The organism is Ferrovum sp. PN-J185 (assembly GCF_001581925.1).
Classification (GTDB): domain Bacteria; phylum Pseudomonadota; class Gammaproteobacteria; order Burkholderiales; family Ferrovaceae; genus PN-J185.
Map to the genome: position 1 here is coordinate 144,126 of NZ_LQZA01000003.1, position 23,798 is coordinate 167,923.

The 23,798-nt window shown below is 41.4% G+C and carries 28 protein-coding genes and 1 tRNA gene; 13 read left to right on the forward strand and 16 right to left on the reverse strand.

Annotated elements, in window-relative coordinates:
- Positions 1 to 22: 22 nt before the first annotated feature.
- The 10 genes from mreC to lipA are packed head-to-tail and all read left to right on the forward strand — an operon-like array spanning position 23 to position 8,885.
- Entirely contained in the window at positions 23 to 940 is a 918-nt protein-coding gene (gene mreC, locus FV185_RS06810; protein ID WP_067495480.1) for a rod shape-determining protein MreC, read from the forward strand.
- Between the two features lie 51 nt (positions 941 to 991).
- Positions 992 to 1,453, forward strand: a complete 462-nt coding sequence (mreD, locus tag FV185_RS06815) for a rod shape-determining protein MreD (protein ID WP_197457814.1) — start codon at positions 992 to 994, stop codon at positions 1,451 to 1,453.
- On the forward strand, positions 1,450 to 3,366 hold the full coding sequence (gene mrdA, locus FV185_RS06820; protein ID WP_067495484.1) for a penicillin-binding protein 2: 1,917 nt from the start codon (positions 1,450 to 1,452) through the stop codon (positions 3,364 to 3,366). The genes mreD and mrdA overlap by 4 nt, the downstream gene beginning before the upstream one ends.
- The gene (rodA, locus tag FV185_RS06825) at positions 3,359 to 4,453 is read left to right on the forward strand and encodes a rod shape-determining protein RodA (RefSeq protein ID WP_067495486.1); all 1,095 of its coding nucleotides are present in this window, start codon (positions 3,359 to 3,361) and stop codon (positions 4,451 to 4,453) included. The genes mrdA and rodA overlap by 8 nt, the downstream gene beginning before the upstream one ends.
- The gene (locus FV185_RS06830; RefSeq protein WP_067495488.1) at positions 4,450 to 4,992 is read left to right on the forward strand and encodes a septal ring lytic transglycosylase RlpA family protein; all 543 of its coding nucleotides are present in this window, start codon (positions 4,450 to 4,452) and stop codon (positions 4,990 to 4,992) included. Before rodA ends, FV185_RS06830 begins: the two co-directional genes overlap by 4 nt.
- A 15-nt stretch (positions 4,993 to 5,007) precedes the next feature.
- Complete coding sequence (locus FV185_RS06835) at positions 5,008 to 6,189, forward strand: D-alanyl-D-alanine carboxypeptidase family protein (RefSeq protein WP_067495490.1); 1,182 nt, start codon at positions 5,008 to 5,010, stop codon at positions 6,187 to 6,189.
- On the forward strand, positions 6,186 to 7,019 hold the full coding sequence (locus FV185_RS06840; RefSeq protein WP_067495492.1) for a D-amino acid aminotransferase: 834 nt from the start codon (positions 6,186 to 6,188) through the stop codon (positions 7,017 to 7,019). The genes FV185_RS06835 and FV185_RS06840 overlap by 4 nt, the downstream gene beginning before the upstream one ends.
- Before the next feature lies 1 nt (position 7,020).
- Positions 7,021 to 7,311: a YbeD family protein gene (locus FV185_RS06845; protein ID WP_067495495.1), complete on the forward strand. Its 291-nt coding sequence runs from the start codon at positions 7,021 to 7,023 to the stop codon at positions 7,309 to 7,311.
- 10 nt (positions 7,312 to 7,321) lie between these two features.
- The gene (lipB, locus tag FV185_RS06850) at positions 7,322 to 7,969 is read left to right on the forward strand and encodes a lipoyl(octanoyl) transferase LipB (RefSeq protein WP_082787069.1); all 648 of its coding nucleotides are present in this window, start codon (positions 7,322 to 7,324) and stop codon (positions 7,967 to 7,969) included.
- Positions 7,959 to 8,885 (forward strand): lipoyl synthase, encoded by a 927-nt coding sequence (gene lipA / locus FV185_RS06855; RefSeq protein ID WP_067495501.1) that lies wholly within the window; start codon positions 7,959 to 7,961, stop codon positions 8,883 to 8,885. Before lipB ends, lipA begins: the two co-directional genes overlap by 11 nt.
- Before the next feature lie 88 nt (positions 8,886 to 8,973).
- Here the strand turns inward: lipA and FV185_RS06860 are convergent, their stop codons facing one another.
- The 15 genes from FV185_RS06860 to rsmD all read right to left on the reverse strand — a co-directional run bounded on the left by FV185_RS06860 (position 8,974) and on the right by rsmD (position 19,942).
- Positions 8,974 to 10,206: a beta-ketoacyl-[acyl-carrier-protein] synthase family protein gene (locus tag FV185_RS06860; RefSeq protein WP_067495503.1), complete on the reverse strand. Its 1,233-nt coding sequence runs from the start codon at positions 10,204 to 10,206 to the stop codon at positions 8,974 to 8,976.
- 6 nt (positions 10,207 to 10,212) lie between these two features.
- Positions 10,213 to 10,467: an acyl carrier protein gene (locus tag FV185_RS06865; protein ID WP_067495506.1), complete on the reverse strand. Its 255-nt coding sequence runs from the start codon at positions 10,465 to 10,467 to the stop codon at positions 10,213 to 10,215.
- 12 nt (positions 10,468 to 10,479) lie between these two features.
- Complete coding sequence (locus FV185_RS06870) at positions 10,480 to 11,313, reverse strand: alpha/beta hydrolase (RefSeq protein ID WP_067495510.1); 834 nt, start codon at positions 11,311 to 11,313, stop codon at positions 10,480 to 10,482.
- Positions 11,314 to 11,393: 80 nt separating this feature from the next.
- Positions 11,394 to 12,485, reverse strand: coding sequence for a redox-regulated ATPase YchF (gene ychF / locus FV185_RS06875; protein WP_067495513.1), 1,092 nt, complete (start codon positions 12,483 to 12,485; stop codon positions 11,394 to 11,396).
- Positions 12,486 to 12,501: 16 nt separating this feature from the next.
- On the reverse strand, positions 12,502 to 13,059 hold the full coding sequence (locus FV185_RS06880; protein ID WP_197457815.1) for a BPSL1445 family SYLF domain-containing lipoprotein: 558 nt from the start codon (positions 13,057 to 13,059) through the stop codon (positions 12,502 to 12,504).
- Positions 13,059 to 13,646, reverse strand: a complete 588-nt coding sequence (gene pth, locus FV185_RS06885) for an aminoacyl-tRNA hydrolase (protein ID WP_067495516.1) — start codon at positions 13,644 to 13,646, stop codon at positions 13,059 to 13,061. Before pth ends, FV185_RS06880 begins: the two co-directional genes overlap by 1 nt.
- Before the next feature lie 62 nt (positions 13,647 to 13,708).
- On the reverse strand, positions 13,709 to 14,359 hold the full coding sequence (locus FV185_RS06890; RefSeq protein ID WP_067495520.1) for a 50S ribosomal protein L25/general stress protein Ctc: 651 nt from the start codon (positions 14,357 to 14,359) through the stop codon (positions 13,709 to 13,711).
- A 64-nt stretch (positions 14,360 to 14,423) separates the two neighbouring features.
- On the reverse strand, positions 14,424 to 15,374 hold the full coding sequence (locus tag FV185_RS06895) for a ribose-phosphate pyrophosphokinase (RefSeq protein WP_067495521.1): 951 nt from the start codon (positions 15,372 to 15,374) through the stop codon (positions 14,424 to 14,426).
- A gap of 44 nt (positions 15,375 to 15,418) precedes the next feature.
- Positions 15,419 to 15,493: transfer RNA gene (locus FV185_RS06900), tRNA-Gln, on the reverse strand.
- 5 nt (positions 15,494 to 15,498) lie between these two features.
- A complete protein-coding gene (ispE, locus tag FV185_RS06905) occupies positions 15,499 to 16,335 on the reverse strand; it encodes a 4-(cytidine 5'-diphospho)-2-C-methyl-D-erythritol kinase (RefSeq protein ID WP_067495524.1) in 837 nt (278 codons plus the stop codon).
- Position 16,336: 1 nt separating this feature from the next.
- Positions 16,337 to 16,924, reverse strand: a complete 588-nt coding sequence (gene lolB / locus FV185_RS06910) for a lipoprotein insertase outer membrane protein LolB (protein ID WP_067495527.1) — start codon at positions 16,922 to 16,924, stop codon at positions 16,337 to 16,339.
- 9 nt (positions 16,925 to 16,933) lie between these two features.
- Positions 16,934 to 18,604, reverse strand: coding sequence for a tetratricopeptide repeat protein (locus FV185_RS06915; protein ID WP_067495530.1), 1,671 nt, complete (start codon positions 18,602 to 18,604; stop codon positions 16,934 to 16,936).
- Positions 18,605 to 18,620: 16 nt separating this feature from the next.
- Positions 18,621 to 18,884 (reverse strand): YfhL family 4Fe-4S dicluster ferredoxin, encoded by a 264-nt coding sequence (locus FV185_RS06920; RefSeq protein WP_067495533.1) that lies wholly within the window; start codon positions 18,882 to 18,884, stop codon positions 18,621 to 18,623.
- A complete protein-coding gene (coaD, locus tag FV185_RS06925) occupies positions 18,885 to 19,385 on the reverse strand; it encodes a pantetheine-phosphate adenylyltransferase (protein ID WP_067495537.1) in 501 nt (166 codons plus the stop codon). It lies immediately after the preceding gene.
- On the reverse strand, positions 19,382 to 19,942 hold the full coding sequence (rsmD, locus tag FV185_RS06930; protein WP_067495540.1) for a 16S rRNA (guanine(966)-N(2))-methyltransferase RsmD: 561 nt from the start codon (positions 19,940 to 19,942) through the stop codon (positions 19,382 to 19,384). The genes coaD and rsmD overlap by 4 nt, the downstream gene beginning before the upstream one ends.
- A gap of 47 nt (positions 19,943 to 19,989) precedes the next feature.
- Here rsmD and ftsY point away from each other — a divergent pair, with 47 nt between their 5' ends.
- The 3 genes from ftsY to FV185_RS06945 are packed head-to-tail and all read left to right on the forward strand — an operon-like array spanning position 19,990 to position 22,537.
- Positions 19,990 to 20,949 carry a signal recognition particle-docking protein FtsY gene (gene ftsY, locus FV185_RS06935; protein WP_067495543.1) on the forward strand — a complete coding sequence of 320 codons (960 nt, stop codon included), beginning with the start codon at positions 19,990 to 19,992 and terminating at the stop codon, positions 20,947 to 20,949.
- The gene (locus tag FV185_RS06940; RefSeq protein ID WP_067495545.1) at positions 20,946 to 21,635 is read left to right on the forward strand and encodes an ATP-binding cassette domain-containing protein; all 690 of its coding nucleotides are present in this window, start codon (positions 20,946 to 20,948) and stop codon (positions 21,633 to 21,635) included. Before ftsY ends, FV185_RS06940 begins: the two co-directional genes overlap by 4 nt.
- Entirely contained in the window at positions 21,632 to 22,537 is a 906-nt protein-coding gene (locus tag FV185_RS06945; RefSeq protein WP_067495548.1) for a cell division protein FtsX, read from the forward strand. Before FV185_RS06940 ends, FV185_RS06945 begins: the two co-directional genes overlap by 4 nt.
- Here FV185_RS06945 and FV185_RS06950 read toward each other — a convergent pair.
- Positions 22,509 to 23,798 (reverse strand): SAM-dependent methyltransferase, encoded by a 1,290-nt coding sequence (locus FV185_RS06950; RefSeq protein ID WP_067495551.1) that lies wholly within the window; start codon positions 23,796 to 23,798, stop codon positions 22,509 to 22,511. The genes FV185_RS06945 and FV185_RS06950 overlap by 29 nt on opposite strands.

A 23,798-nucleotide genomic window follows, 5' to 3' on the forward strand; every position in this document is an offset into this window, starting at 1 on the left:
GTGTGGTGTTAGGGTTTTTTTTATGAGTACACGTACCCCTCAGCTTTTTACACGTGGTGCCCCTCTGTGGTTAAGACAATCCTTATATTTGCTTTTAGCACTCTTTGCTATTGTCGTTGACAACCATTTTCATCAACTCAATGCACTAAGAAATTTGGTTTACATCACTCTCCAACCCTTCCAAGCAGTGGCTAACTTACCGTCTAGTTTAATCTCACACACAACCAATTTATTTAGTAATCAACTAGAGCTTGCGGCTGAAAACAAAAGACTTAAATTAGAACTACTGAAAGCCAATATCAGCATTCAAGATAAAGAATTATTAAGTAAAAAAAATGCTGAACTTGAAGCGTTAGTGGGCATAAAGGGGCGCTACAATAGCGTCATGCAAATTAGCCAAACACTCTATGCTGTACACAATCCTTTTCATGAAAAATTAATGATTGATGGTGGTACGTCACAGCATTATTTAGTGGGGTCTCCTGTGGTAACGAGTGCCGGACTCATTGGACAAATAACTCAACTTTTTCCTCATAGCAGTGAAGTCACACTAATTAGTGATAAAAATCTCTCTGTCCCCATTGAAAACCTACGAACAGGTTATCGCTCCTTCACTGAGGGAGAAGGGGTTAATGACTTATTTGATGTCATGTATGTTCCTATTACCAGTGACTTTAAAGTAGGAGATGAAATCGTCAGCTCAGGACTTGGTGGGTTATATCCAGCAGGGATTCCTGTGGGGCAAGTGGTATCGGTGACTCGTGAAAACAACTCTGCTTACTTTAAGATTCAATGTAAAACCAACCATGTGATGCGCTCAGGACACTATTTAGCCATCCTCTCTCCGGTCAGCGATACAGAGTTAGCTGAAAAAATCAAACCTCTACAAGAGGTACCCTCTTCTCTGGATAAGAAAAAAAACACTAAAAAGAAAAATTAATTTTTTATGATCCTATCCAGCACACATACTTCCATTAAAAAACCTGCTCCAATGAGTAGGATTATATTAACTTTAATGGTGGCTGTTATTCTTACTTTACTACCCTGGTCAGGTTATGCGCTATTGATCGAACCTAATTGGATATTGATTGTTTTGTTATATTGGGGAATTCACGAGCCGCGTGTTGTTAACGGTTCTGCTTTTTTTATTTTTGGATTGTTATCGGACGTGGCACAAAGCTCTATTTTGGGAGTTCACGCATTTAGCTTCAGCGTTGTCTTTTGGCTACTCTCCGCCTATCGTCAGCGTATCCTTACCTTTTATGCAGCGAATCAAGCATTACATCTATTACCTGCTTTTTTATTAAACCAGGTAATTATTACTCTCATCATTTACATCACCGCTGGCACACTACCTGATTGGTTGTGGTTTTTACAAAGTATTCTCTCTGCAGTATGTTGGCTTGTTACTCCTTACGTGGTTGAAATCAAGCTGACATCACAATCCTCATGAAAAAGCGGGTCTCACTTCGTAATCCACAACAAGAACGGTGGGACTTTCAGTTTCGTATCAAGATATTGGTCGGTGTTATCGCTGTCTTATGCCTGGTATTACTCATTCGTTTATTTTGGCTGCAAGTTGTCTCCTACGGTTATTACCATACTCTAGCAGAAGCCAACCGCATTAGTATTGTGCCCGTGGTACCCAACCGCGGCAATATTTTTGACCGTAATGGGGTGATACTGGCTAACAACACACCCACCTACACCTTAGAAATTAACCCAAAAGAAAGCGCTCCTGTCGATCAAGTTATTGAACAACTATCACATATTATTTCTATTACTCCCTCTGATAAAAAACTGTTTCATAAACTCAACGAGGAGTCGCACGGTTTAGCTCCGGTTGCCATTCGTAGCCGACTCACAGAAGAGGAAATTGCACGTTTTTCAGTTCATCGGTACGCCTTTCCTGGAGTCAATGTTGAGTCTCGATTAATTCGTAATTATCCACTTGCTGAGGCCACATCTCATGTGGTGGGTTATATCAGTCGCATCAATCAAAATGATTTGGATCGCTTAGATGATGAAGACAAGCTTGATGCGTATCGAGGTACTAATCATATTGGTAAATTAGGTATTGAGGCTCACTATGAGTCGCTACTCCACGGCACAACAGGCTCTGAACAAGTTGAAACCGATTCCTCAGGACACGGGGTGAGAACATTGTCTTATTCTGCTCCTGTTGCAGGAACAGACCTTTATTTAACCATTGACGCCAAATTACAATTGGCTGCAGAAAAAGCGTTTGGCGATCATCGTGGGGCACTGGTCGCCATTGATCCTAAAACCGGGGAGATTCTAGCCTTTGTCAGTCAACCAGGCTTTGACACAAATTTATTTGTGGATGGCATTGATCAAGAGCATTGGACTGAATTAAATGACTCTCCCAACAAACCACTTAATGATCGCGCTTTGCGTGGCCAGTATCCTCCAGGTTCTACCATCAAACCACTCATGGCTTTACTGGCACTTAATTCAGGGGTGAGAAATGCTGACACTAAAATCAGTGATCCTGGTTACTACGCCCTACCCGGATCGACCCACCACTATAGAGATTGGCGTCCACAAGGTCATGGTTTGGTAGACATGTTTCTCTCTATTGTTCAATCTTGTGATACCTACTATTACAGCCTTGCTAATCAGTTAGGAATTGATCGTATGCATGATTTTTTCAACCACTTTGGTTTTGGAAAAAAAACAGGGATTGATTTAGACGGTGAAGTAAGCGGGCTATATCCGTCAACGGCTTGGAAAAGAAAACGTTATCATCAAGACTGGTATACCGGTGAGACAGTCATCAGTGGTATTGGGCAAGGTTATATTTTAGTGACTCCCTTACAACTTGCTAATGCTATCGCAACATTTGCTAATCATGGTGTCATGATGCGTCCACATTTATTGAAATCCATGAGAAACCCACAAAACAACACGCTAACTGCCATACAACCGGAAGTGGTTGCCACCATTCCTGAAAGCGATGAACATTTTAATATTATTCGTGATGCCATGGTGGCGGTAATGAAACCTGGTGGGACTGCTGCGATTGCTGGAGCTAAAGCCGGCTATCTCATTGCTGGAAAAACAGGAACTGCTCAAGTAATTGGTGTTAAACAAGGGCAAAAGTATAATGCAGGGCAAACTTCGGAGTTTCATCGAGATCATGCTTTATTTGTTGCCTTTGCTCCCGCTGATGCACCTAAAATTGCTGTCGCAGTTTTAGTAGAAAACGGGGGGCATGGTGGCTCCACTGCCGCTCCTATTGCACGTCAGGTAATGGATAATTATTTGCTGGGGCTACCCACCACAGCCATTAAAGACGATACTCAAGCCAAAGATACTACAGATCAAGAGGCCTCTCATGATTAAAAAGCTTCTCGATCGTTTTATAAAACCTCTTGATCCTACTTTATTGAATACTAGCCTGATTCTCATGTTAATAGGTTTGGTTGTTCTCTATAGTGCCTCAGGCATGGATATGATCAAAACTATTGGGCAAGTTAAAAATCTTCTTATAGCCTTACTGCTAATGTGGGTATTGGCTTCTATTTCACCGAATACCATTCAGAAACTAGCACTACCTATTTATATTTTTTCTCTTGTATTACTAGTAGCTGTCGCTTTATTTGGTGAGGTTAGTCATGGTGCACGGCGTTGGTTACATATTGGCCCACTTCATTTACAACCCTCAGAGTTCATGAAAATTGCATTACCTTTAATGCTTGCTAGTTATTTTGATAAACGTGGTAAAGACCGCTATTGGTTGGATTTTGTATTAGCAGCAGTATTACTCATCATGCCAGTTTTACTGGTGGTTAAGCAACCTGATCTTGGTACCGCTCTGTTGATCGCAAGCTCAGGCTTGTATGTGATCGTATTAGCAGGCTTATCATGGCGCGTATTAATTACGTTAATGATCGGTGCACTCGCTTCTCTGCCGTTGGTCTGGCATATATTACATGATTACCAAAAACAACGAATCTTAACCCTTATCGATCCTACTAAAGATCCTCTAGGGGCTGGCTACCATACTCTACAATCGATGATTGCTGTAGGGTCAGGGGGAATTCTGGGTAAAGGGTGGTTACATGGTACACAGTCTCATTTAGACTTTTTGCCTGAACACAGTACCGATTTTATTTTTGCAGTCTTTGGTGAAGAGTTTGGTTTGGTTGGTGAATTACTCTTTCTAAGTTTAATGTTAGTAGTTATTGTGAGAGGCTTCTTTATTGCCATAGAAGGCTCTACCCCATTTGCGCGTCTCATTGCAGGAACGCTGTCAATGACTCTATTTACTTACACTTTTGTGAATATGGGTATGGTAAGCGGCATACTACCCGTGGTAGGTGTACCTTTACCATTTCTCAGTTATGGCGGCACATCGTTAGTGACACTTTTTATAAGTATTGGCATACTAATGAGTGTTCATCATCATCGCCAATTAGTTAAACAATGAAAGTTATCAGTTTACTTATTGCTTGCTTAATCTTGAGTTTATTAAGTGGCTGTGCATCCACAAGTGGTTATCGTCATTCCAATGGTGGCTATTATCTGGATGATGGCCCTGAAAGTAACCCACCTAAAAATCTTGATGAAGTGCCAAATGCTGTACCTCATTGGGAACCCTATAATCGCTATGCTAACAAACCCTATGAGGCATTAGGTAAATGGTATTATCCGCAAGTCTCAAACGCTCCCTATCGTGCTGTGGGTTATGCCTCTTGGTACGGCAAACGGTATAACCATCATCGAACATCAACCGGTGAAACCTATGATATGTATGCCATGACAGGGGCGCACACCACACTACCACTACCTTGTTATGTAAAAGTAACCAATTTAAAAAATCATAAATGGGTTATCGTACGCGTTAATGATCGAGGACCTTTTAGAGATGATCGACTGATTGATTTAAGTTATACCGCTGCCTATAAATTGGGTATGTTAGGGCATGGTACAACCAAAGTATTAGTTGAACGAGTTTTTCCGAAATAATTTTTTGAGTAAATCATGATGAATAAACTATTTAGCCTGAGCGCATTAGCAGCGCTTTTATTATCCAGTATAACGAGTTATGCTGATGTTTCTCCTATTCCAGCAGCCACCAACACTAACTCAGCAAATACCAATTTAGTGGCACCTTATGTGGCAGCAAAAGCCTATTATCTGGAAGAGGTGGAATCACATCAGTTATTGGCCACCCTCAATCCTGATGACCGCGTTGAGCCGGCATCGCTAACCAAGCTAATGAGTGCTTACTTAGTATTTGAAGCGCTAAAAAACCATAAGATTAATCTCAACCAAAGTGTGACCGTATCAGAACATGCTTGGCATGCACCTGGCTCAAGAATGTTTATCGAACCACTGAAACCAGTAAGTGTAGATGAATTAATTCATGGCATGATTATCCAATCGGGTAATGATGCAACAGTAGCCTTAGCAGAAACTGTTGCGGGATCCGAGGATGCCTTTGTTAGTCGTATGAATGCTACGGCTAATCGTCTAGGTATGACCAATACACACTTCGTTAACGCCACGGGACTTCCTGATCCTCAGCACTACACGACAGCACGCGATCTCGCTAAACTCGCTGTGGCACTGATGAACGATTTCCCTGATTACATGCCTGTTTTTGCAACGAAAGAATATCGCTATAACAACATCTCACAGCCCAATCGTAATCGTTTATTGTGGATCGATCAAAGCGTGGATGGACTAAAGACTGGGCATACAGAATCTGCTGGCTATTGTTTAATCAGTACAGCAAAACGTGGACAGAGACGAATTATTTCTGTGGTGCTAGGTACCAACAGCGACAAAGCACGAACCAGCGAAAGCCAAAAATTATTAAATTGGGGATTTCAGACTTTTGAAAGCACACTTTTGTTTAAGAAAGACACTGCGGTTAAAACTCTTAGCTCTTACAAAGGAAGCTTACATGAAATTCGTGCAGGCTTTACCCATGATGTCTGGATCACTCATCCTGCTGGAGACAGCAGTCGCTTTCATGAGCTATTAACTACTTTTCAACCTATAGTAGCTCCAATCCTTGTGGGTCAACCAGTAGGTAAGCTAGAAATCACCTATAACGGTCACGCCATTGAAGACATTCCTTTGGTTTCATTAGATAATGTACCTCTTGGTAATGCATTTACACGCGGTTGGGATTCAATAAGGTTAATGATTAAATGAGTAATGTTTATTTAAATGGTCAGTGGCTCCCCATTGAACAAGCACAGATTTCAGTATTAGATCGAGGATTTATTTTTGGTGACGGCGTCTACGAAGTCATTCCCGTTTATAGCAGAAAAGCATTTGCGCTAGATGCTCATTTACAACGCCTTGATAATAGTCTAAAAGGAATACGTCTTGCGGCGCCACTAAATCACGATCAATGGCGAACTATTATTGGTCAGTTGGTAGGAGAAGCTGATCAAGAAGACTCCTCTATCTACTTACAGATTTCTCGAGGAGTTGCTCCACGAGATCATGCTTTCCCTAAAAATACGTCAGCCACGGTATTTGCTATGGCAAAACCCATGGCTCCAGTACCACAAGACTGGCTTGAGAATGGTATTAAAGTTGTGACTCATACTGATGACCGCTGGTTACATTGTGATTTAAAAACCACCGCTTTGTTAGCTAATGTATTATTGCGTCAATACGCAGTCGATCAGGGGGCTGTTGAATGTGTTCTCATTCGTGATGGCTTTGTCACTGAGGGTGCTGCTAGCAACATTATTGTTGTTCATGACAACACCCTTCTTTTCCCGCCAAGAAACAATTTAATTTTGCCTGGCATCACCTACGATCTGATTATTGATCTTGCACAACAACATCGACTTCCCTTTAAAGAAGCCCCTGTTCCTCAAACAGTACTTTTGCAAGCGAGCGAAATCATGATGACATCGAGCACACGTGAAATCGTTCCTATTACCCAAATTGATGGGAAACCAGTAGGCAATGGACAACCAGGCCCTCTGTTCAAACAGTTATTAACTCTCTACCAAAGCTTAAAATAATATGACAATAGATTTTTCTGATGAATCAACTAATCCTGATGATCCATTTGAATTCCCTTGTGAGTTTCCAATTAAAGCAATGGGTAAAACGGTAGATGGTTTTGCTCAAACTATTCTTGAGATTGTCCTCAAACATGCTCCAGATTTTAATGCCGCCTCAATGGAAATGCGCAGTAGTAGAGAAGGAAAGTATTTAAGTGTCACTTGTACTATTCGCGCAGTATCGCGTGAGCAATTAGATAACTTATATCGTGAACTGTCTTCTCATCCTTTAGTGGTTATGGTTCTGTAATGTTACTGCCGTGTCTGCCCATCCTTCTTTAATTATTCGTCGCCTACCAGGACTCACCGACTATCAGGAGTCACTGGAGAGCATGAAACGCTTTAATCAACAGCGTCAGGCTGATACCTGTGATGAGTTATGGATACTTGAACATGCTCCGGTGTTCACCCTAGGGCAAGCGGGGCTGATGAGCCATCTTTTGACTAACCCCACTCACATCCCTGTTATTCGTTCTGATCGTGGCGGGCAAATTACTTACCACGGCCCAGGACAATTAATTTTTTATATTTTATTAGACTTAAAACGTCATCAATTAACTGTAAGACAATTGGTTAACACCATTGAAGAAGCAGTAATTCAAGCATTAAAACTCTTTCAAATTGAAGCTCATCGTGTTGAGGGTGCACCGGGAATTTATGTTGATCATGCTAAAATAAGCGCATTAGGATTACGTATTCAAAATGGTCTGTGCCGGCATGGGTTTTCAATTAATGTCGATATGGATTTAACCCCATTCACGTTTATTAATCCCTGTGGTTATGAACATCTTGCAACAACACAGGTCAAAGAATGGTGTCAGGATGTCACAAAAGAAGCGGTGATTAAAGCTGTTATTATCGCCCTCTCTAGCTTGTTACGTGTGGAGGCAATCGAACATGAGTGTTAAAGAAAAAGGGGCACTTAAAACTGCTCGTATCCCCATCAAAATTGTTCCTCAGGAACCATTAAAAAAACCTCATTGGATTCGCGTTAAAACCGCTACCAGCCCACGTTTTAATGAAATTAAATCATTGTTACGCGAGCAACAACTCCACACTGTTTGTGAAGAAGCCAGTTGCCCCAATATTGGTGAGTGCTTCAGTAAAGGTACTGCTACATTTATGATCATGGGAGACCGCTGTACCAGACGCTGTCCTTTTTGTGACGTGGGGCACGGTTTGCCAGATCCTCTCGATACCAACGAACCTCTTCATTTAGCGCAAAGTATTGCCAACTTACGATTAAATTACGTTGTCATTACCAGTGTTGATCGTGATGATTTACGCGACGGTGGCGCCGAACACTTTGTGCGTTGTATTGAAGCAGTTCGTGAACTGTCACCACAAACCCAAATTGAAGTATTGGTCCCTGATTTTAGGGGGCGTTTAAATCTTGCCTTAGATATTTTAGGCAAAGCCCTACCTGATGTGATGAACCATAATCTAGAAACCGTTCCTCGTCTATATCGTGAAGCACGTCCAGGAGCAGATTATCAGCACTCTTTAAAGTTGATTAAAGAATTCAAACTCCGACATCCCCATATCGTTACTAAGTCAGGATTGATGGTAGGTCTCGGTGAGACCAACGAAGAGATTCTTGAGGTCATGCATGATTTACGAGAGCACCATACCGACATGCTAACTATTGGCCAGTACTTACAACCAACTTTACATCATTTACCTGTGAAGCGTTATGTTACGCCAGATGAATTTGAGTATTTTTCCGAACAAGCAAAGATAATGGGCTTTCAACATGCCGCTTGTGGGGCTATGGTACGCTCAAGTTATCATGCAGATCAACAAGCTCACGCTGCAGGAATTTAGTAGGGAACACTCTACTTTCTATAGGTATAGATAAGGTTGAACTTATAAGTAGTGTAGATTGAATATACTAATAAATTAGGAGAGTGAGTTAACGATAGCGTTTAGCAACAAGTACTGCGTTGTTTCCACCGAAACCAAACGAGTTACTCATGACAACATCAATTTTTTCTAAGACTCGAGCACCTTCAGATACATAATCCAGATCGCATTCAGGGTCAGGATTAAATAGATGAGCAGTACCTGGTATTTGACGATTTAGCAGACTACCTAACGCGATTGCCATTTCCACCGCCCCTGTGGCTCCCATTAAATGACCATGTAACGCTTTGGTGGCACTCACTGGTATGTGTTTTGCACGGTCACCAAATACATGATGAATAGCTTTCGTTTCGCTGATATCACCCACTTGAGTACCTGTACCATGAGCGTTGATATAATCGACGTCATTAATACTAAGTCCTGCTTGAAATAAAGCCAAACTCATTGCCCTTGCTTGGCCATTGGCATCGGGTTGGGTAATATGTGAGGCATCAGTGGTATTGCCGTAGCCCACTATCTCACACAATATATTTGCCCCTCTTTGTATGGCGTGTTCCTCACTTTCCAATATTAGTGATGCTGCCCCTTCTCCTAAAATAAAGCCCGATCGATCTTTAGAAAAAGGACGACAAGAGGTTTCAGGATGCTCTTTATCAGGACGGGCTAAGGTTTGTAACGACTCCCATGCTTTCATTACACCCAGTGTTAATAGCGCTTCACTACCGCCTGCAACGGCATAGTTAATTTTGCCATGACGAATGGCTTCAAAGGCTTCTCCTATAGCTACAGCTGAAGAGGAACAAGCAGATGAATAAGTGGTACTGGGACCTTTTATTTTGTGCTCAATACCAATCTGACCTGTTGTGGAGTTAGTCATAAACATCACAATAGTGGTAGGTCGTGGACGTGAAGTGGGATTACTAAATGAATCCATATAAGCCTGCTCTAGCGTATGGGCACCACCCATACCAGTTCCCCAAAAAATTCCACCGCCTAATCCTGCGTCAACAGAGGTATCGAGCTGGGCTTGGTTAACGGCCTCTTTTACCGCCAATAAGCCTAACTGAGCCACACGATCTAGCATCAAGCGTCTGAGTTTTGTAAAGTGATCTTCTACGGGGAATAAAACCGGGGCAGCAAGGGGAGAATGTAATTGACTAATCCAGGGCGTATCCAGTGCTTTAACACCGGATTGCCCTTGGTAGACTGCATTCATTAGTGAACTGAAGTCAGGTCCAAGTGGGGTAATAGCCCCAATGCCAGTAACCACAACTTTTTTCATGGCATATTAGTTATCTGTAAGACTAATACCTTGTTTTTCCATTGCCGCGTCAACTTCCTTGGCAATATCTCCCACTGTTTTGATAGGCACAGGTTCACCGCTCATCTTAAGCTTAAACCGGTCTTCCAACATAAACATAAATTCAACAGTGGCTAGTGAATCAACGCCAAGCTCATCTAGTTGAGAGTCGGGTTGGACTTGCTCTGGAGTTAAACCAAACTCTTCAACAAGCATTTTTTGTATAACAGGTAATGAACTCATGAATACTCTTTTCTAGCTAACTAGTAACAAATTAGTTTTATTCTGCACATTTTCTGGCAGTGACTGACCTTGAATAAAGCTAAGCGTCTCTTGAGCTACTCGCTCCTTCTCAAAATCCATAGTTATAATATGATAACAGTTATTTAGTAGTACTTTCTTAATGACTGTGGAAGAAATGCTTTTTTCAATCTGTTCTGCATTCTTTGGACTAGCCAAGTCATCTTCAATAGCATGTATTATAAGGGTCGGAGCAGAAATTTTGTGCAGTTTCCCACGCACACTGCGCATTAATCTCTCAGACTCCACAACGCCTGTTAAGGGAGAGGCAGATGAACCAATGGCTGATGATCCTTTTTTTTCCATTTGATGCGCTACCCATTGACGAATCCTTTCATCTTTAAGACCGTAGGGTGGGCGCTCAGTAAGTGACCAAAAGTAACGAATTGGCGTGTAATAACCAATAAATTTAAACCATCTCAGCCAAGTCACATTCCAACCATCGTAACGTAGTGGTGCTGAATATAAAATCAATGAGTGAATATCAGGACTTCTCTTAGCAGCAAGCTCAAGACATAAGTCAGCGCCTATACACAAGCCTGCCACACTCACCTCATCATACTCACGTTTTAAGGCATCAAAACGTGCTTCAACCTGTTCTAACCAATGCGGCCAATTGGTTGTATTATTGGCTTCCGGATTATCAAAAACTGAATAACCTTGGATATTTGGAATGCAAACACTATATCCACCTTGAACATTCAGTTTTCGCCCAATATATTGTAATTGCTGAGGGGTTCCATACAAGCCATGCAGCAGTAATACCGCTGATGACTTCTTTCCCTTCATATATATCGTATTAATAATCCACTCCTACCTGAACCACTAAATAACAAATAAGCCAATTGTAACATTTTGTAAAGAAAACATTAAACATTAAATCTGAAATGCATAACATCGCCGTCACGTACTCGGTATTCTTTACCTTCTAAACGCATTTTTCCGGCTTCTTTAGCTCCAGACTCTCCTTTACAAGCAATAAAGTCTTCAAAACCAATCACTTCAGCCCGTATAAAGCCACGCTCAAAGTCATTATGTATCACCCCAGCAGCCTGTGGTGCGGTAGACCCTCTGCGAATAGTCCAGGCTCGTACTTCTTTGACACCAGCAGTAAAGTAAGTTTCCAATCCTAGAAGTTTATATACGCCACGAATTAAACGATCTAGTCCTGGCTCTTCTAACCCCATATCTGAAAGAAAGAGCAATTTGTCTTCATCGCTGAGATCAGAGAGTTGCGCTTCTATTGCAGCACAAATAGATATTACAGGTGCCTGTTCTTGCTCAGCAAACGCTTTTACTTTGTCTAATAAGGGATTATTCTCAAAACCACCTTCAGCAACGTTAGCTACATATAGGGTGGGTTTGGCTGTAATTAAACACAAAGGTTTAATGAGAACCTTTTCTTCTTCATCAAAACCCATTGCTCTAACAGGCATACCTTGGTTTAGTTTACCTTGAATTGTTTCAAGAATTGCCAATAACTTGACTGCCTCTTTATCCCCTGCACGGGCAGTTTTTTGGGCACGTTGTACCGCTTTTTCTACAGTCGATAAATCAGCTAAAGCAAGTTCAGTATTAATTGTTTCAATATCGCTAATAGGATCCACATTACCTGACACATGAATCACATTGGGATCCTCAAAACAACGCACCACATGGGCTATGGCATCTGTTTCTCTTATATTAGCTAAAAACTGATTACCTAAACCTTCACCTTTTGAGGCCCCCGCCACTAACCCAGCGATATCTACAAACTCCGTTACAGCGGGGAGAATTCTTTCTGGTGAGACTATTGCTGCTAATTGATTCAGACGTGGATCCGGGACTTCCACAACGCCAACGTTTGGCTCAATAGTACAAAAAGGATAATTCTCTGCTGCAATTTGCGCTTTGGTTAACGCATTAAATAACGTTGATTTACCAACATTGGGTAATCCCACAATCCCGCACTGTAAACTCATAACTCATCCACCTAAACTAACGATAAATTTGAGTGATCTTTGATCCCTCAAGACTTAAATCAAACATTAATCCCTTATTCGAAAAAATAAAACCAATAATAGGTTGATTTAATGTTTGCGTATCAATTTTGCCACCTGCACCAAGGGTCGCAAGAGCCACACTGCCATCTACACCAGCTTGCCAACCTGGACTATTACGGAAGCGATCTAACACCGCCTGTTTCATAAATAAGATAACAGCACTATGTGTTTGCACTCCCATCTGAAAACCAAATGAGGCTGAGGCAATACTGTAATACGCCACTGTCCGACCGCCAACAATTAATGCCCCCTCCCCGTAAGAGCCACCCAAACCGAGACCTGCTTTAATGATTTGCGGAAAAACCAAGTACCCCACCGATTGTTTCATCAATTCATGACCCGCTGATGAATACTGGTAAAAATGTTGCTGTGTTTCCTTTACTTCGGCGTCAATTTCTTGTTTTGACTCAGCATGCGCCGACATCATCAATACCAGATATACACATAGAAACAATACCAATGAAGTCATCTTTTCAAGAGATCGAGTCATCATTACTTACCCCCTTTAGAATGAAGTAATTTCATTACCTGCTCTTTTGATCCGCTTAAAAACTCAGGGATCACTTGTTGGGCTTTATTTAACGCTTCGTCTATCTGTTCAGATTCAATTTTTGTTGCTCGATTAAGAACATAGTCAGCCACCTTATGACGCTCACCAGGATGCCCAATACCAACACGAAGGCGCCAATACTCAGGTTTTGATAAAGCGCGAGTTATGTCCTTCAAGCCATTGTGGCCGGCACTGCCTCCACCAAACTTAAATTTCACTTCACCCGCTGACAAATCAAGCTCATCATGAACTACTAATACGTCTGAAGGATCAATACGATAAAACTGCGTAAATAAAGACACGGCTCTACCGCTAGCATTCATAAAAGTATATGGTTTTAATAACCATATGTCTTGTTGATTAATACGTACGGTTGAAACTTGAGATTGGAAACGTGATTCATTAGACCACGTCCCTTGATATTCTTGATTGAGGCGATCAACAAACCAGAAGCCTGCATTGTGGCGCGTGGCCTCATATTCCTTACCAGGATTTCCTAGACCCACTATCAAACGCACAGTCGACTCCACGAGACACGACTAAAATAATGGGCAAAGAAATAACGGTCTTTGCCCATTGGTTTACTTAGCAATTACTTTTCAGTATTGGGTGCTTTTTGGTTTGCTGCAGGCACATCAGCAGCAGATACCACTGGTGCGCTGTCGTCTTCCGCTTTAGCAGCACGTGGCAGTACAGCTGATACCACGGCAGGGTTTTCACCTTTAACAACGGCTACAAACTCAATACCATTTGGCGCTTTCACATCAGCCAAATGGAGAGAATGGCCAACAGTTAACTCTTTCAAATCAACTTCAATAAATTCAGGCAAGTCTTTTGGTAAGCACAAGACGTCCACTTCATTGAAAATATGACTGATAATTGCACCTGACAATTTTACTGCAGGTGAAATGTCACCATTAACAAAGTGTAAAGGCACTTTCATATGAATTTTTTCATTGGCGCTAACACGCTGAAAATCCACATGTAACACGATAGGTTTGAACGGGTGCATTTGTACATCACGCAATAATGCCTGTTCTGTTTTATTATCCATTTTCATAGTGAGAATGGATGAATGGAATGCTTCCTGACGTAATTTATGAAAGATCTCGTTATGATCTAACTCGATAGCTAGAGCGTCTGCTCCTCCACCATATACGATGCCAGGTACACGTCCCTGACGGCGCAGGCGGCGGCTCGCTCCAGTGCCCTGTACGCTTCTTTGGGTTACTTTAATTTCCATGATAATTTCCTTTGATTACAATTTATAAAACCTCACTATCCGCGACCAGATAATAAGGGTACAACTACTCCATAAACAATGAACTGACAGAGTCCTCATCACTAATTCGACGGATAGTCTCTGCCATTATCTCTGCAATACCTAACTGACGAATTTTTGTACATCCTGCAGATAACTCAGACAAAGGGATGGTATCTGTTACAACTAATTCATCTAAAGCAGAGTCTTTAATTCTATTTGGTGCATTACCTGACAACACTGGATGGGTAATATAAGCCAGTACTTTGTTAGCACCATGGGCTTTTAAAGCAGCCGCTGCTTCACATAATGTGTTTGCAGTATCCACCATATCATCCATAATCAAACAGGTTTTACCTGCCACATCACCAATTACATTCATTACCTGAGCCACGTTAGGCTTAGGACGACGTTTATCAATAATAACTAAATCTGCTTCTAGTCTTTTAGCTACTGCACGCGCTCTAACCACCCCTCCCACATCAGGAGAAACGACAGTCAAGTTAGGGTATGCTGCACGCCAAATATCTCCCAAGAAGACTGGGGTGGAATACACATTATCAACAGGTATATCAAAAAAACCTTGTATTTGATCGGAGTGTAAATCCATTGTAAGCAATCTATCGACGCCCACACCTTGCAACATATTTGCTACCACTTTCGCCGAAATAGCAACCCGCGCTGAGCGAGGACGACGATCTTGTCTGGCATAACCGAAATAGGGAATAGCTGCAGTAATTCTGGCTGCTGAGGCACGACGCAAAGCGTCAGTCATCACCATGATTTCCATCAAGTGATCATTGGTCGGGGCACAAGTTGACTGGAGAATAAAACAGTCCTTACCACGGACATTCTCAAGAATCTCCACCATCACTTCACCATCACTAAAACGACCAACGGTAGCTCTACCAACTGAAATAGTTAGGTGATTAGCAACCTCACTGGCAAGCTTTGGATTGGCTGTTCCAGTAAAAACCATTAAATTAGCGGATGACATGGAACTCTCAACAACCTCTAACTGTTTGAATGTTTAAATAAAAATGGCAGGGGAGGTAGGGATCGAACCTACGAATGCCGGAATCAAAATCCGGTGCCTTACCACTTGGCGACTCCCCTGCTGTTTATAACCACTCTCGCAATGGATGATAATCCATACTACGAGCTATAAAACCTGTGTAATGTTTAGGCTTAGTAGTCCAGGCTTGATAAGCTGCTTGTTCGCTATCAAAAGCCACAAAACAAGAGGTTCCTGAGCCAGACATCTGGGCTTCCCCCCATTTTGATAACCACTCCAATAACTGCCCAACTTCAGGAATACGTCTTATTACCACTGGCCGCAAATCATTGCGACCAACTATTCCTGAAAAGTCTGACATTTTGACGGGTTGTGCATCTCTTGTCAATTGTGGATCGCGAAAGACTTCGGCGGTACTCACCCCCATTCCGGGGTTAAGCACCAAAAACCAACGGGGAGTAACATGAAAAGGATGAAGAATCTCTCCAATCCCCTCCATAAAAGAGCTCTCCCCTCTAATAAAAAAAGGCACATCCGCCCCTAAAGTGAGCCCAACTTCCTCCAACTTCCGTCTACTTGCCTTTAAATCCCAAATTTTATTTAAGCCTATTAAAACTGTTGCAGCATCCGAACTGCCGCCACCTAAGCCGGCCCCCATCGGGATTCTTTTTTTATAAGAGATCTCTACCCCCGCTGCCACAGAAGCTTGTTGTTGCAATAGTCGAGCTGCTTTTATAACCAGGTCATGCTCTTCATTAACAGAATACTCACCCACTCGCTTAATCTGACCATCTTGCCTTAGAGTAAGAGAAATTTCATCATTAAAATCAAGATAGGTCATAAGAGACTGCAAAAGATGATAGCCGTCCTCTCTCTGACCTAAAACATGTAAAAACAAATTAATCTTAGCCGGGGCTGGTAAGCTCAGTGTGGGGGTATACATATTAACGTCTAACAATATGCCAGCGATCAACAATAATGCGAATTTTAATCCCGCCTTGCGTGAGACTAATACGTTTAGGTAGCCATTGGCCGTTAATATTCTGCCATTGACCATAAGAAACAAGCCAATCATCCTGCTTTACTGTCAACACTCTCCCCTCTTTATCATGAGTGATCTCACCTGCAGTGTCAGGCCAAGTTAACCCCAGTATCCACCAAGGCATGCCATCCAAAGGAAGGGGGTAGCCTAGCATCTGGTTGGTAACTTCTTCCACATTACTAGCACTCACTACCCTGTCACTTGATAAGCTTAATTGAGTTTGATCAGGGCGATGCGTTAACTCAGCAATAGTAGTCCCCAAGGGCGACAACAACACCACTTGTTGTTGAACAAAATCTCCTCGCCACTCAATAGAGCCGCTGTCGCTATGGTCATTGTCTGCTACGACCAAGCGTCCCATAAAAGAGACCTGATGAATGGCGCCGATTCCATCCACCTGGTCTTGTGCTACTTCAAATGCATTATGGGTAGCACAACCCGCAAGGATCAATACTACCCATATAATGAGATAATTCTGTCTAAACAACATCAATCGCGTCTACTTTATGAAACGATGCATGGTGTCTTTTAAAGCAGCATTATCAGGATGTAAACTCAAACTTTTTTGCCATACTTGTTTAGCTTCATCTTGGCTGTCAGATTTCCATAAAACCTCACCCAAATGAGCCGCTATTTCAGGATCTTCTTGCAACGCATAAGCTTTCTTAAGTGCATGAAGAGCCTCAGCATTATTACCCAAACGGTAATTCACCCATCCCAAACTATCTAAAATAAATGGATCATCAGGAGTAATCGTTAACGCTTTTTCAATCAAGCGCTTTGCTTCATCAAGCTTCAGCCCACGTTCAGTCATGCTGTAACCCAATGCATTATATGCTTGCGCATAATTAGGACGTATGGCAATAACGCGTTTTAGATTGTCTTCCACCACATCAAAACGATTTAATCGATCAGCCAAAATCGCTTGCTCGTAGAGCATATTGACGTTTTCAGGTTGGTGTTTTAAAGCATGACCCAAGAGATTATAAGCACCTTGAATATCGCCTGCATCACGGCGCATTTCCTCTTCACTGTACATTAACTGCTCAGCTTCTTGATCATCTTGAGGACGAAGACGATGGAGTATATCTAAACCAGAAGGTAAGTCTTTTTGTTTGGCAGTAATGATAGCCATTCTGACTTGGCTATTGAAATATTGATCACCTTCCTTAACTTGTGCATATTGATCAAGCGCTAATTGCCAGTGCTTTTGATCTTCCTCAGCGCCACCTAGGTAATAATGAATCATACTAGGGTCAGAGGCACCCTGGCTCAGTAAATCATTGAGTTGATTCATTGCTGAACCATAGTCTTTTAGCTGTAAGGTAAGTAAAGCTACTGCAAGCTTAATATCTGCGTTACGTGGATTTTTTTGAACCAAGTAAGAAAACTGGTCTCGCGCCTGCTTGAATTGCTTTTGATTCACTAATTCACGAGCGTAACTTAGCCTAACTGTCTGAGCGTTAGGATACTGATTAAGATACTGTTGATAAAAGTCCAGTGCGTCTTGAGGACGTGTATGCCCCAAAATCTGTCCTTTCAGCATGGCTGCTTTCTCAGAGTCACCTTTAATATCAAGTAAATGATTAACCGCTGCTAAGGCATCATCAGTTTGACCTGCTTGAAAAGCCGTAATAGCCAACAAATACTGCGCTGCTGGGCTTTGATCATAGTCTTCAGTAATGTTTTGTACTAACTTATAGGATTGATTGGCATCATGCATTTGTACAATTGGCGGAGTGAGGCGATCGAACATCTCATCAACCCCGTTGGTATTGGTTGCCAACCAATCTTTAATGGTCTTAGCCAAATCTTCTTGGGCCACATTAGTGAACAGTAATGCAGATAAAATTTGATGTGCTTCAGCAGCGTTAGGCTCTTCTGTTAACCATAAATCCAAGGCGGTTAACGCAGCGGGATAGTGTTTAGCATAAAGAGCCATTTCAGTGGCGCGTTGGGCAATGCGCGGATCCTTTGTATCTTGAGCCAGTTCAGTCATCTCACCTATAGCAATATCAAATTGCCCTTGCTGAGCGGCAATTTCCCCTAAAAAGAACTCAAACATTCTTTTCGAAGTCAGTTCATTATTGGGGACATCAAGAGCAAACACAGGTGTGGCGAAACCAGTTAAAGCAAGTGTGGCTAATAAGCCTTTTTTCCAAAAACGCATGTAATTAAACTCCCCGTTAGGCAGCTTGGTTCTTTTTTTTCATTAATAAATCGTATTTGCCTTTGAGCTGCTCTTTGCTTTCTACAAAGTCAGGATTAAGCGGAATACAGTCAACCGGACACACTTCTCGACATTGAGGAGTATCATAATGACCCACACATTCTGTACAGCTATTTGGGTCTATTTCGTAAATTTCAATGCCTTGACTAATTGCATCATTGGGACATTCAGGTTCACACACGTCACAATTAATACATTCATCTGTAATCATTAAAGCCATTTATTCGTTTCCTTTCTGCAACATTTCTATTTTTTTCTGCAGCGCAAGAATCACTGGAGGACTTACAAACTGACTCACATCCCCTTTTAATAAAGCGATTTCTCTTACTATTGTTGATGAAACAAACATAAATTGATCAGATGGAGTTAAGAATAATGTTTCGACATCAGGATGGAGGCGACGGTTCATTCCTGCCATTTGAAATTCAAAATCAAAGTCTGACACTGCCCTTAAACCCCGTAAAATTACGTTAGCTTCATTCACTTTAAGAAAATCAGCAAGTAAACCAGAAAACCCTTCAACTCTTACATTATCAAGGTGACGCAAGCAATCACGGGCTAACTCAACGCGTTCATTCAATGTAAAAAGTGGCCGTTTATTACGACTGTCAGCAATCGCTACAATCACCTCGCCAAATAAATGAGATCCACGGCGAATTAAATCTTCATGGCCTAGAGTTAAGGGATCAAAAGTACCTGCATATACTGCCCTGGTTATCATGTAGTAATCCTATTTTCCTGCAATAACTGATATTGTACTTGACCTGCTTGAGCTTGTTTTATTACTTGCCACTGCTCATCAATAGCTAATCCTTTAGGCGATTCACAGTAAATTATCCCCTGTGGCGCCAATTTTGCTTTAATTAAGCGTAAAAGACTAGCATAGTCAGTCTTCTTAAAGGGGGGATCCAAAAAAATAATATCGTACACCCCATTATGACTGTTTACCCACTGCCAGCTATCCTGAGCAAATACGGTAGCGTTATGAGCACTTAATTTTGTCGCATTGGCTCTTAATGCTTGAACCGAAATACGGTTTTCCTCAACAAAATCAACACACTGAGCCCCTCTTGATAGTGCCTCAAAGCCCAAAGCACCACTACCAGCAAACAGATCTAAACATGTTTTATCCGTTAAGGTTTGCCCCAACCAATTAAATACGGTTTCACGAACACGGTTAGGGGTTGGCCTCAAATCATCAATGCCAGAGAACTCAAGCCACCTACCGCGCCATTTACCCCCAATAATTTTAACTTTTCCCTTGTTTCCCTTTAGCATAGATCGGGTAAAATCTCTTTTTAGCCTAATAAAGCTCCTATTATCCAATGTTTAGTTTTTTTAAGAAATCACCTAAAGAAAATACTTCTCCAGCCCCCACTCAAGAAGGCTGGTTAACACGCCTTAAAAGTGGCTTAAAAAAAACCCGCGATAACCTCCACAACAAAGTTAGCGGACTCTTTACCGGTCGCTTAAATGATGAGTGGTTTAATGATTTAGAAGAAGCTCTGATTCTTGCTGATGTAGGCGTTAAAACAGCACAACTACTGATTAAAAACCTCAAAATTAAAGCCAAGGAGGAACGGGTAGAAGAGGCTGCTGCATTAAAGCCGTTACTGCGTTCTATGCTAATTGATTTACTCTCACCATTAGAACGCACTTTTGACCCAGATCGAGCTAAACCTTTTGTTTTGGTTTTTGCCGGCGTTAATGGTGCCGGAAAAACCACCTCGATCGGAAAACTCGCACAACATCTTAAAAATCACAATTACAGCGTATTATTAGCAGCAGGGGATACTTTTAGAGCCGCAGCAGTTGCTCAACTAGTTGCTTGGGGTGAGAGAAACCAGGTGGATGTCATTACACAAGAGAAAGGAGATTCTGCCGCCGTGATCTTTGATGCCATTCAAGCTGCTAAAGCAAGACAAATAGATGTGGTATTGGCTGATACTGCGGGTCGTCTACCTACGCAGTTACATCTCATGGAAGAAATTAAAAAAGTAAAACGTGTGATAGCAAAGGCTGATCCTAGTGCACCACATGAAGTGATTCTAGTCCTTGATGCTAATACCGGTCAGAATGCCATTACCCAAGTCAAAGCCTTCGATGATGCGCTACAGTTAACTGGTTTGATTATTACTAAATTAGATGGCACGGCACGTGGCGGAGTGGTGGCGGCGATTGCTGGAGAATGTCCAAAACCTATATTATTTATTGGCGTAGGGGAACAGCTAGACGACATGCAACCCTTTTCTGCCAACTCATTTGTGGATGCGCTACTAGAATGATTCGATTTGAACAAGTTAGTTTTACCTATCCCTCCGGATATGAAGCGTTAAAAGAATTAAGTTGCGATATTGCCGCAGGTGAGCGTGTTAAGCTAATTGGTAAAACAGGATCTGGAAAGACCACATTTATTATGCTCATCTTGGGCATGATGTCGGTCACGAAAGGACGCATCACTGTACTCGACCAAGCTATCAACCGAATGAATCAATCACAATTAGCGCGTCTTAGACGTAAGATCGGATTAGCAGCGCGCTGGTTACCATTAATTAGTCATCTCAGTGCATTAGAAAATATTATTCAACCACTGTTAATATTGGGGATCTCACGGTCAACCGCAGAAAAAAAAGGGCGGCAAATTTTATCTGACCTAGAATTAGGTCACCGCTATCGTGATATGGTGTCTACGTTTTCGGATACTGAGTACAGTAAATTGCTCATTGCCCGAGCACTCATTCATGAGCCTTCTTTATTGGTTATTGATGACGCTCTTGACTATCTTGATAGTGATTCAACTAAATTGATAGATACACTCATTCACGATCGCCATCAACAAGGCTTAACTGTTGTTGAGTGTGGTAAGTATTTCACACCTAGTTCATCGCATCCTCATACGAGAACCATTGAACTGATGGATTCTCATTTGACGGATGATACGGAACATTTACTTTTTGATATTGCACCATGATACTTTCTCATACATCCTCATTAATCCAGTTTAACCATCTCATTAAAAAAACTCGTTTTAATGTGGTTTTTTTAATGCTATCCATGGCGTTATGTTTTTCTTTTATATTAACTGCATTAACTCTATCTCGTTACTATGACAACCATACAAAAGAAGTATTAGCCAATATTCATACGGTTATTTTTGTTAATACCTCAACCACACAAAAAGAACTACAAGTACTTCAAGCTTCAATCAACCAATCACCTGGAGTACTAAAGACTGAGCTGATTACCAAAGAGAGTGGTTTAGCTCAATTAAAACAAGACAATAATTTCACAGACATTCTCTCTCATATTCATACTAATCCTTTACCTGATGCATTGATAGTGACAATTAAAGCTTCATCTGTACAAGACTTAGATCGATTATTGAAAAGTTGGCAAAGTAATCCCACTATTCATAAAGTGAATATTGATTTACCTTGGGTTGAGAGAACCATTCAGACGAGAGACTTTATTCATCATTTACTGATACTTTTCACTACTGTCATGACAGTATTGTTTATCACACTATCTATCAGTTCAATCCGACATTATTACTTACACTCTAATGAAGAACGTTACGTAGCAACGTGCCTAGGAACAACTCGTATTCAATTGATATTCCCAATGATAGAGATCATTTTATTAGAATCAGCCATTGTTATTTGTCTAGGTACGTTAGCCAGCTGGATAATTTTAAAGACTTTAGATCAAGGACTTCATAACGTTTTTTATAATCATCTTTTATCTAATCAAACGCTTTTTAGTGGCAGTATTGTTTTATACACCGGTCTTGTATTATTCATTGTAAATAGTGTACTAACTTTTATAATTGGTTATACCACACGTATTAACACCCACTCGATGAGATATCGTTAAATGATTTTCGCCACTCAGGTTTAACCAGTTTCATGTGAACGACATCGATATCACGTTCCATGAATCCAGCTTCACAATAGTTTAAATAGAATTGCCATTTTCGAATAAAGTGCTGATCAAAACCCAGTTGTTGTACCCGGTCTAGCTGACTTAAAAATCTATCAGCCCAACTATTTAACGTTTTTGCGTAATGACGACCAAAGGTACTTAAATCGCTCAGGAGAAAATCAGTATGCGTTATAGCTACTCTCAGCATTTCACTAATACTTGGTAGAAAGCCACCTGGGAAAATATATTTCTGAATAAAATCAACTTCATCTAATGCTTGTTGGTAACGTCTATCGTTAATGGTAATTGCTTGTAACAACATAATACCGTTGGGTTTCAATAAATGTGAGCATTGCTCAAAGTAAACAGGTAAAAACTCAGCACCAACCGCTTCGATCATTTCTATTGAAACAAGCTTGGTATAAACCCCCTCAAGATCACGGTAGTCTTTTAATTGAACTTCAACTAAATGGGCCACCCCCCACTCTTCTATACGCTTTAATACAAACTGATATTGCTCTTGTGAAATAGTTACCGTGGTGACCCGACAACCATAATGTTTGGCTGCATAACAAGCGAAACCTCCCCAACCACTGCCAATTTCTAACACGTGATCATATTGATTGAGTTCTAATTGTTCTGCCAATATACGGCACTTGTTCCATGATGCTTGTTCAAGTGTATTGTCCTCTTCTTCAAAATAAGCACTTGAGTAAAACATAGAAGGATCAAGCCATAACTTATAAAACTCATTACCTAAATCATAGTGCTCGGCGATATTTTTGCGACTCCCAAGCTTACTATTACGTCTTAAATAGTGCTGTAAACTGCGAACAGGGTAGCTTAAGCGTGCCCACCCTTTTTCCATTTGATCTAGTACAACACGATTTTTTAAAATAACTCGTAACAATCCCGTCAAGTCATGACAATCCCAATAGCCTGCCATAAAAGCTTCACCTGCGCCGACGCTTCCACCCATCAATACCGCCTGCCAAAATCGAACATCGTGTACCTGCACGATGTATTCATGATCGCTCCCTTCACGACCAAAACTCCATTCCTGTTGCCCTTCATCGATTAATGTTATGCGTCCAAAAACCAATGAAGACAGTAATTTAATCACTGTTTTTTTTGCAAATCGATCAAGCCATGACATCTTTTTTCGGTTTGATACATTTGGAAATAGTGAGGGGATTCGCTCAGTAGTAGACAT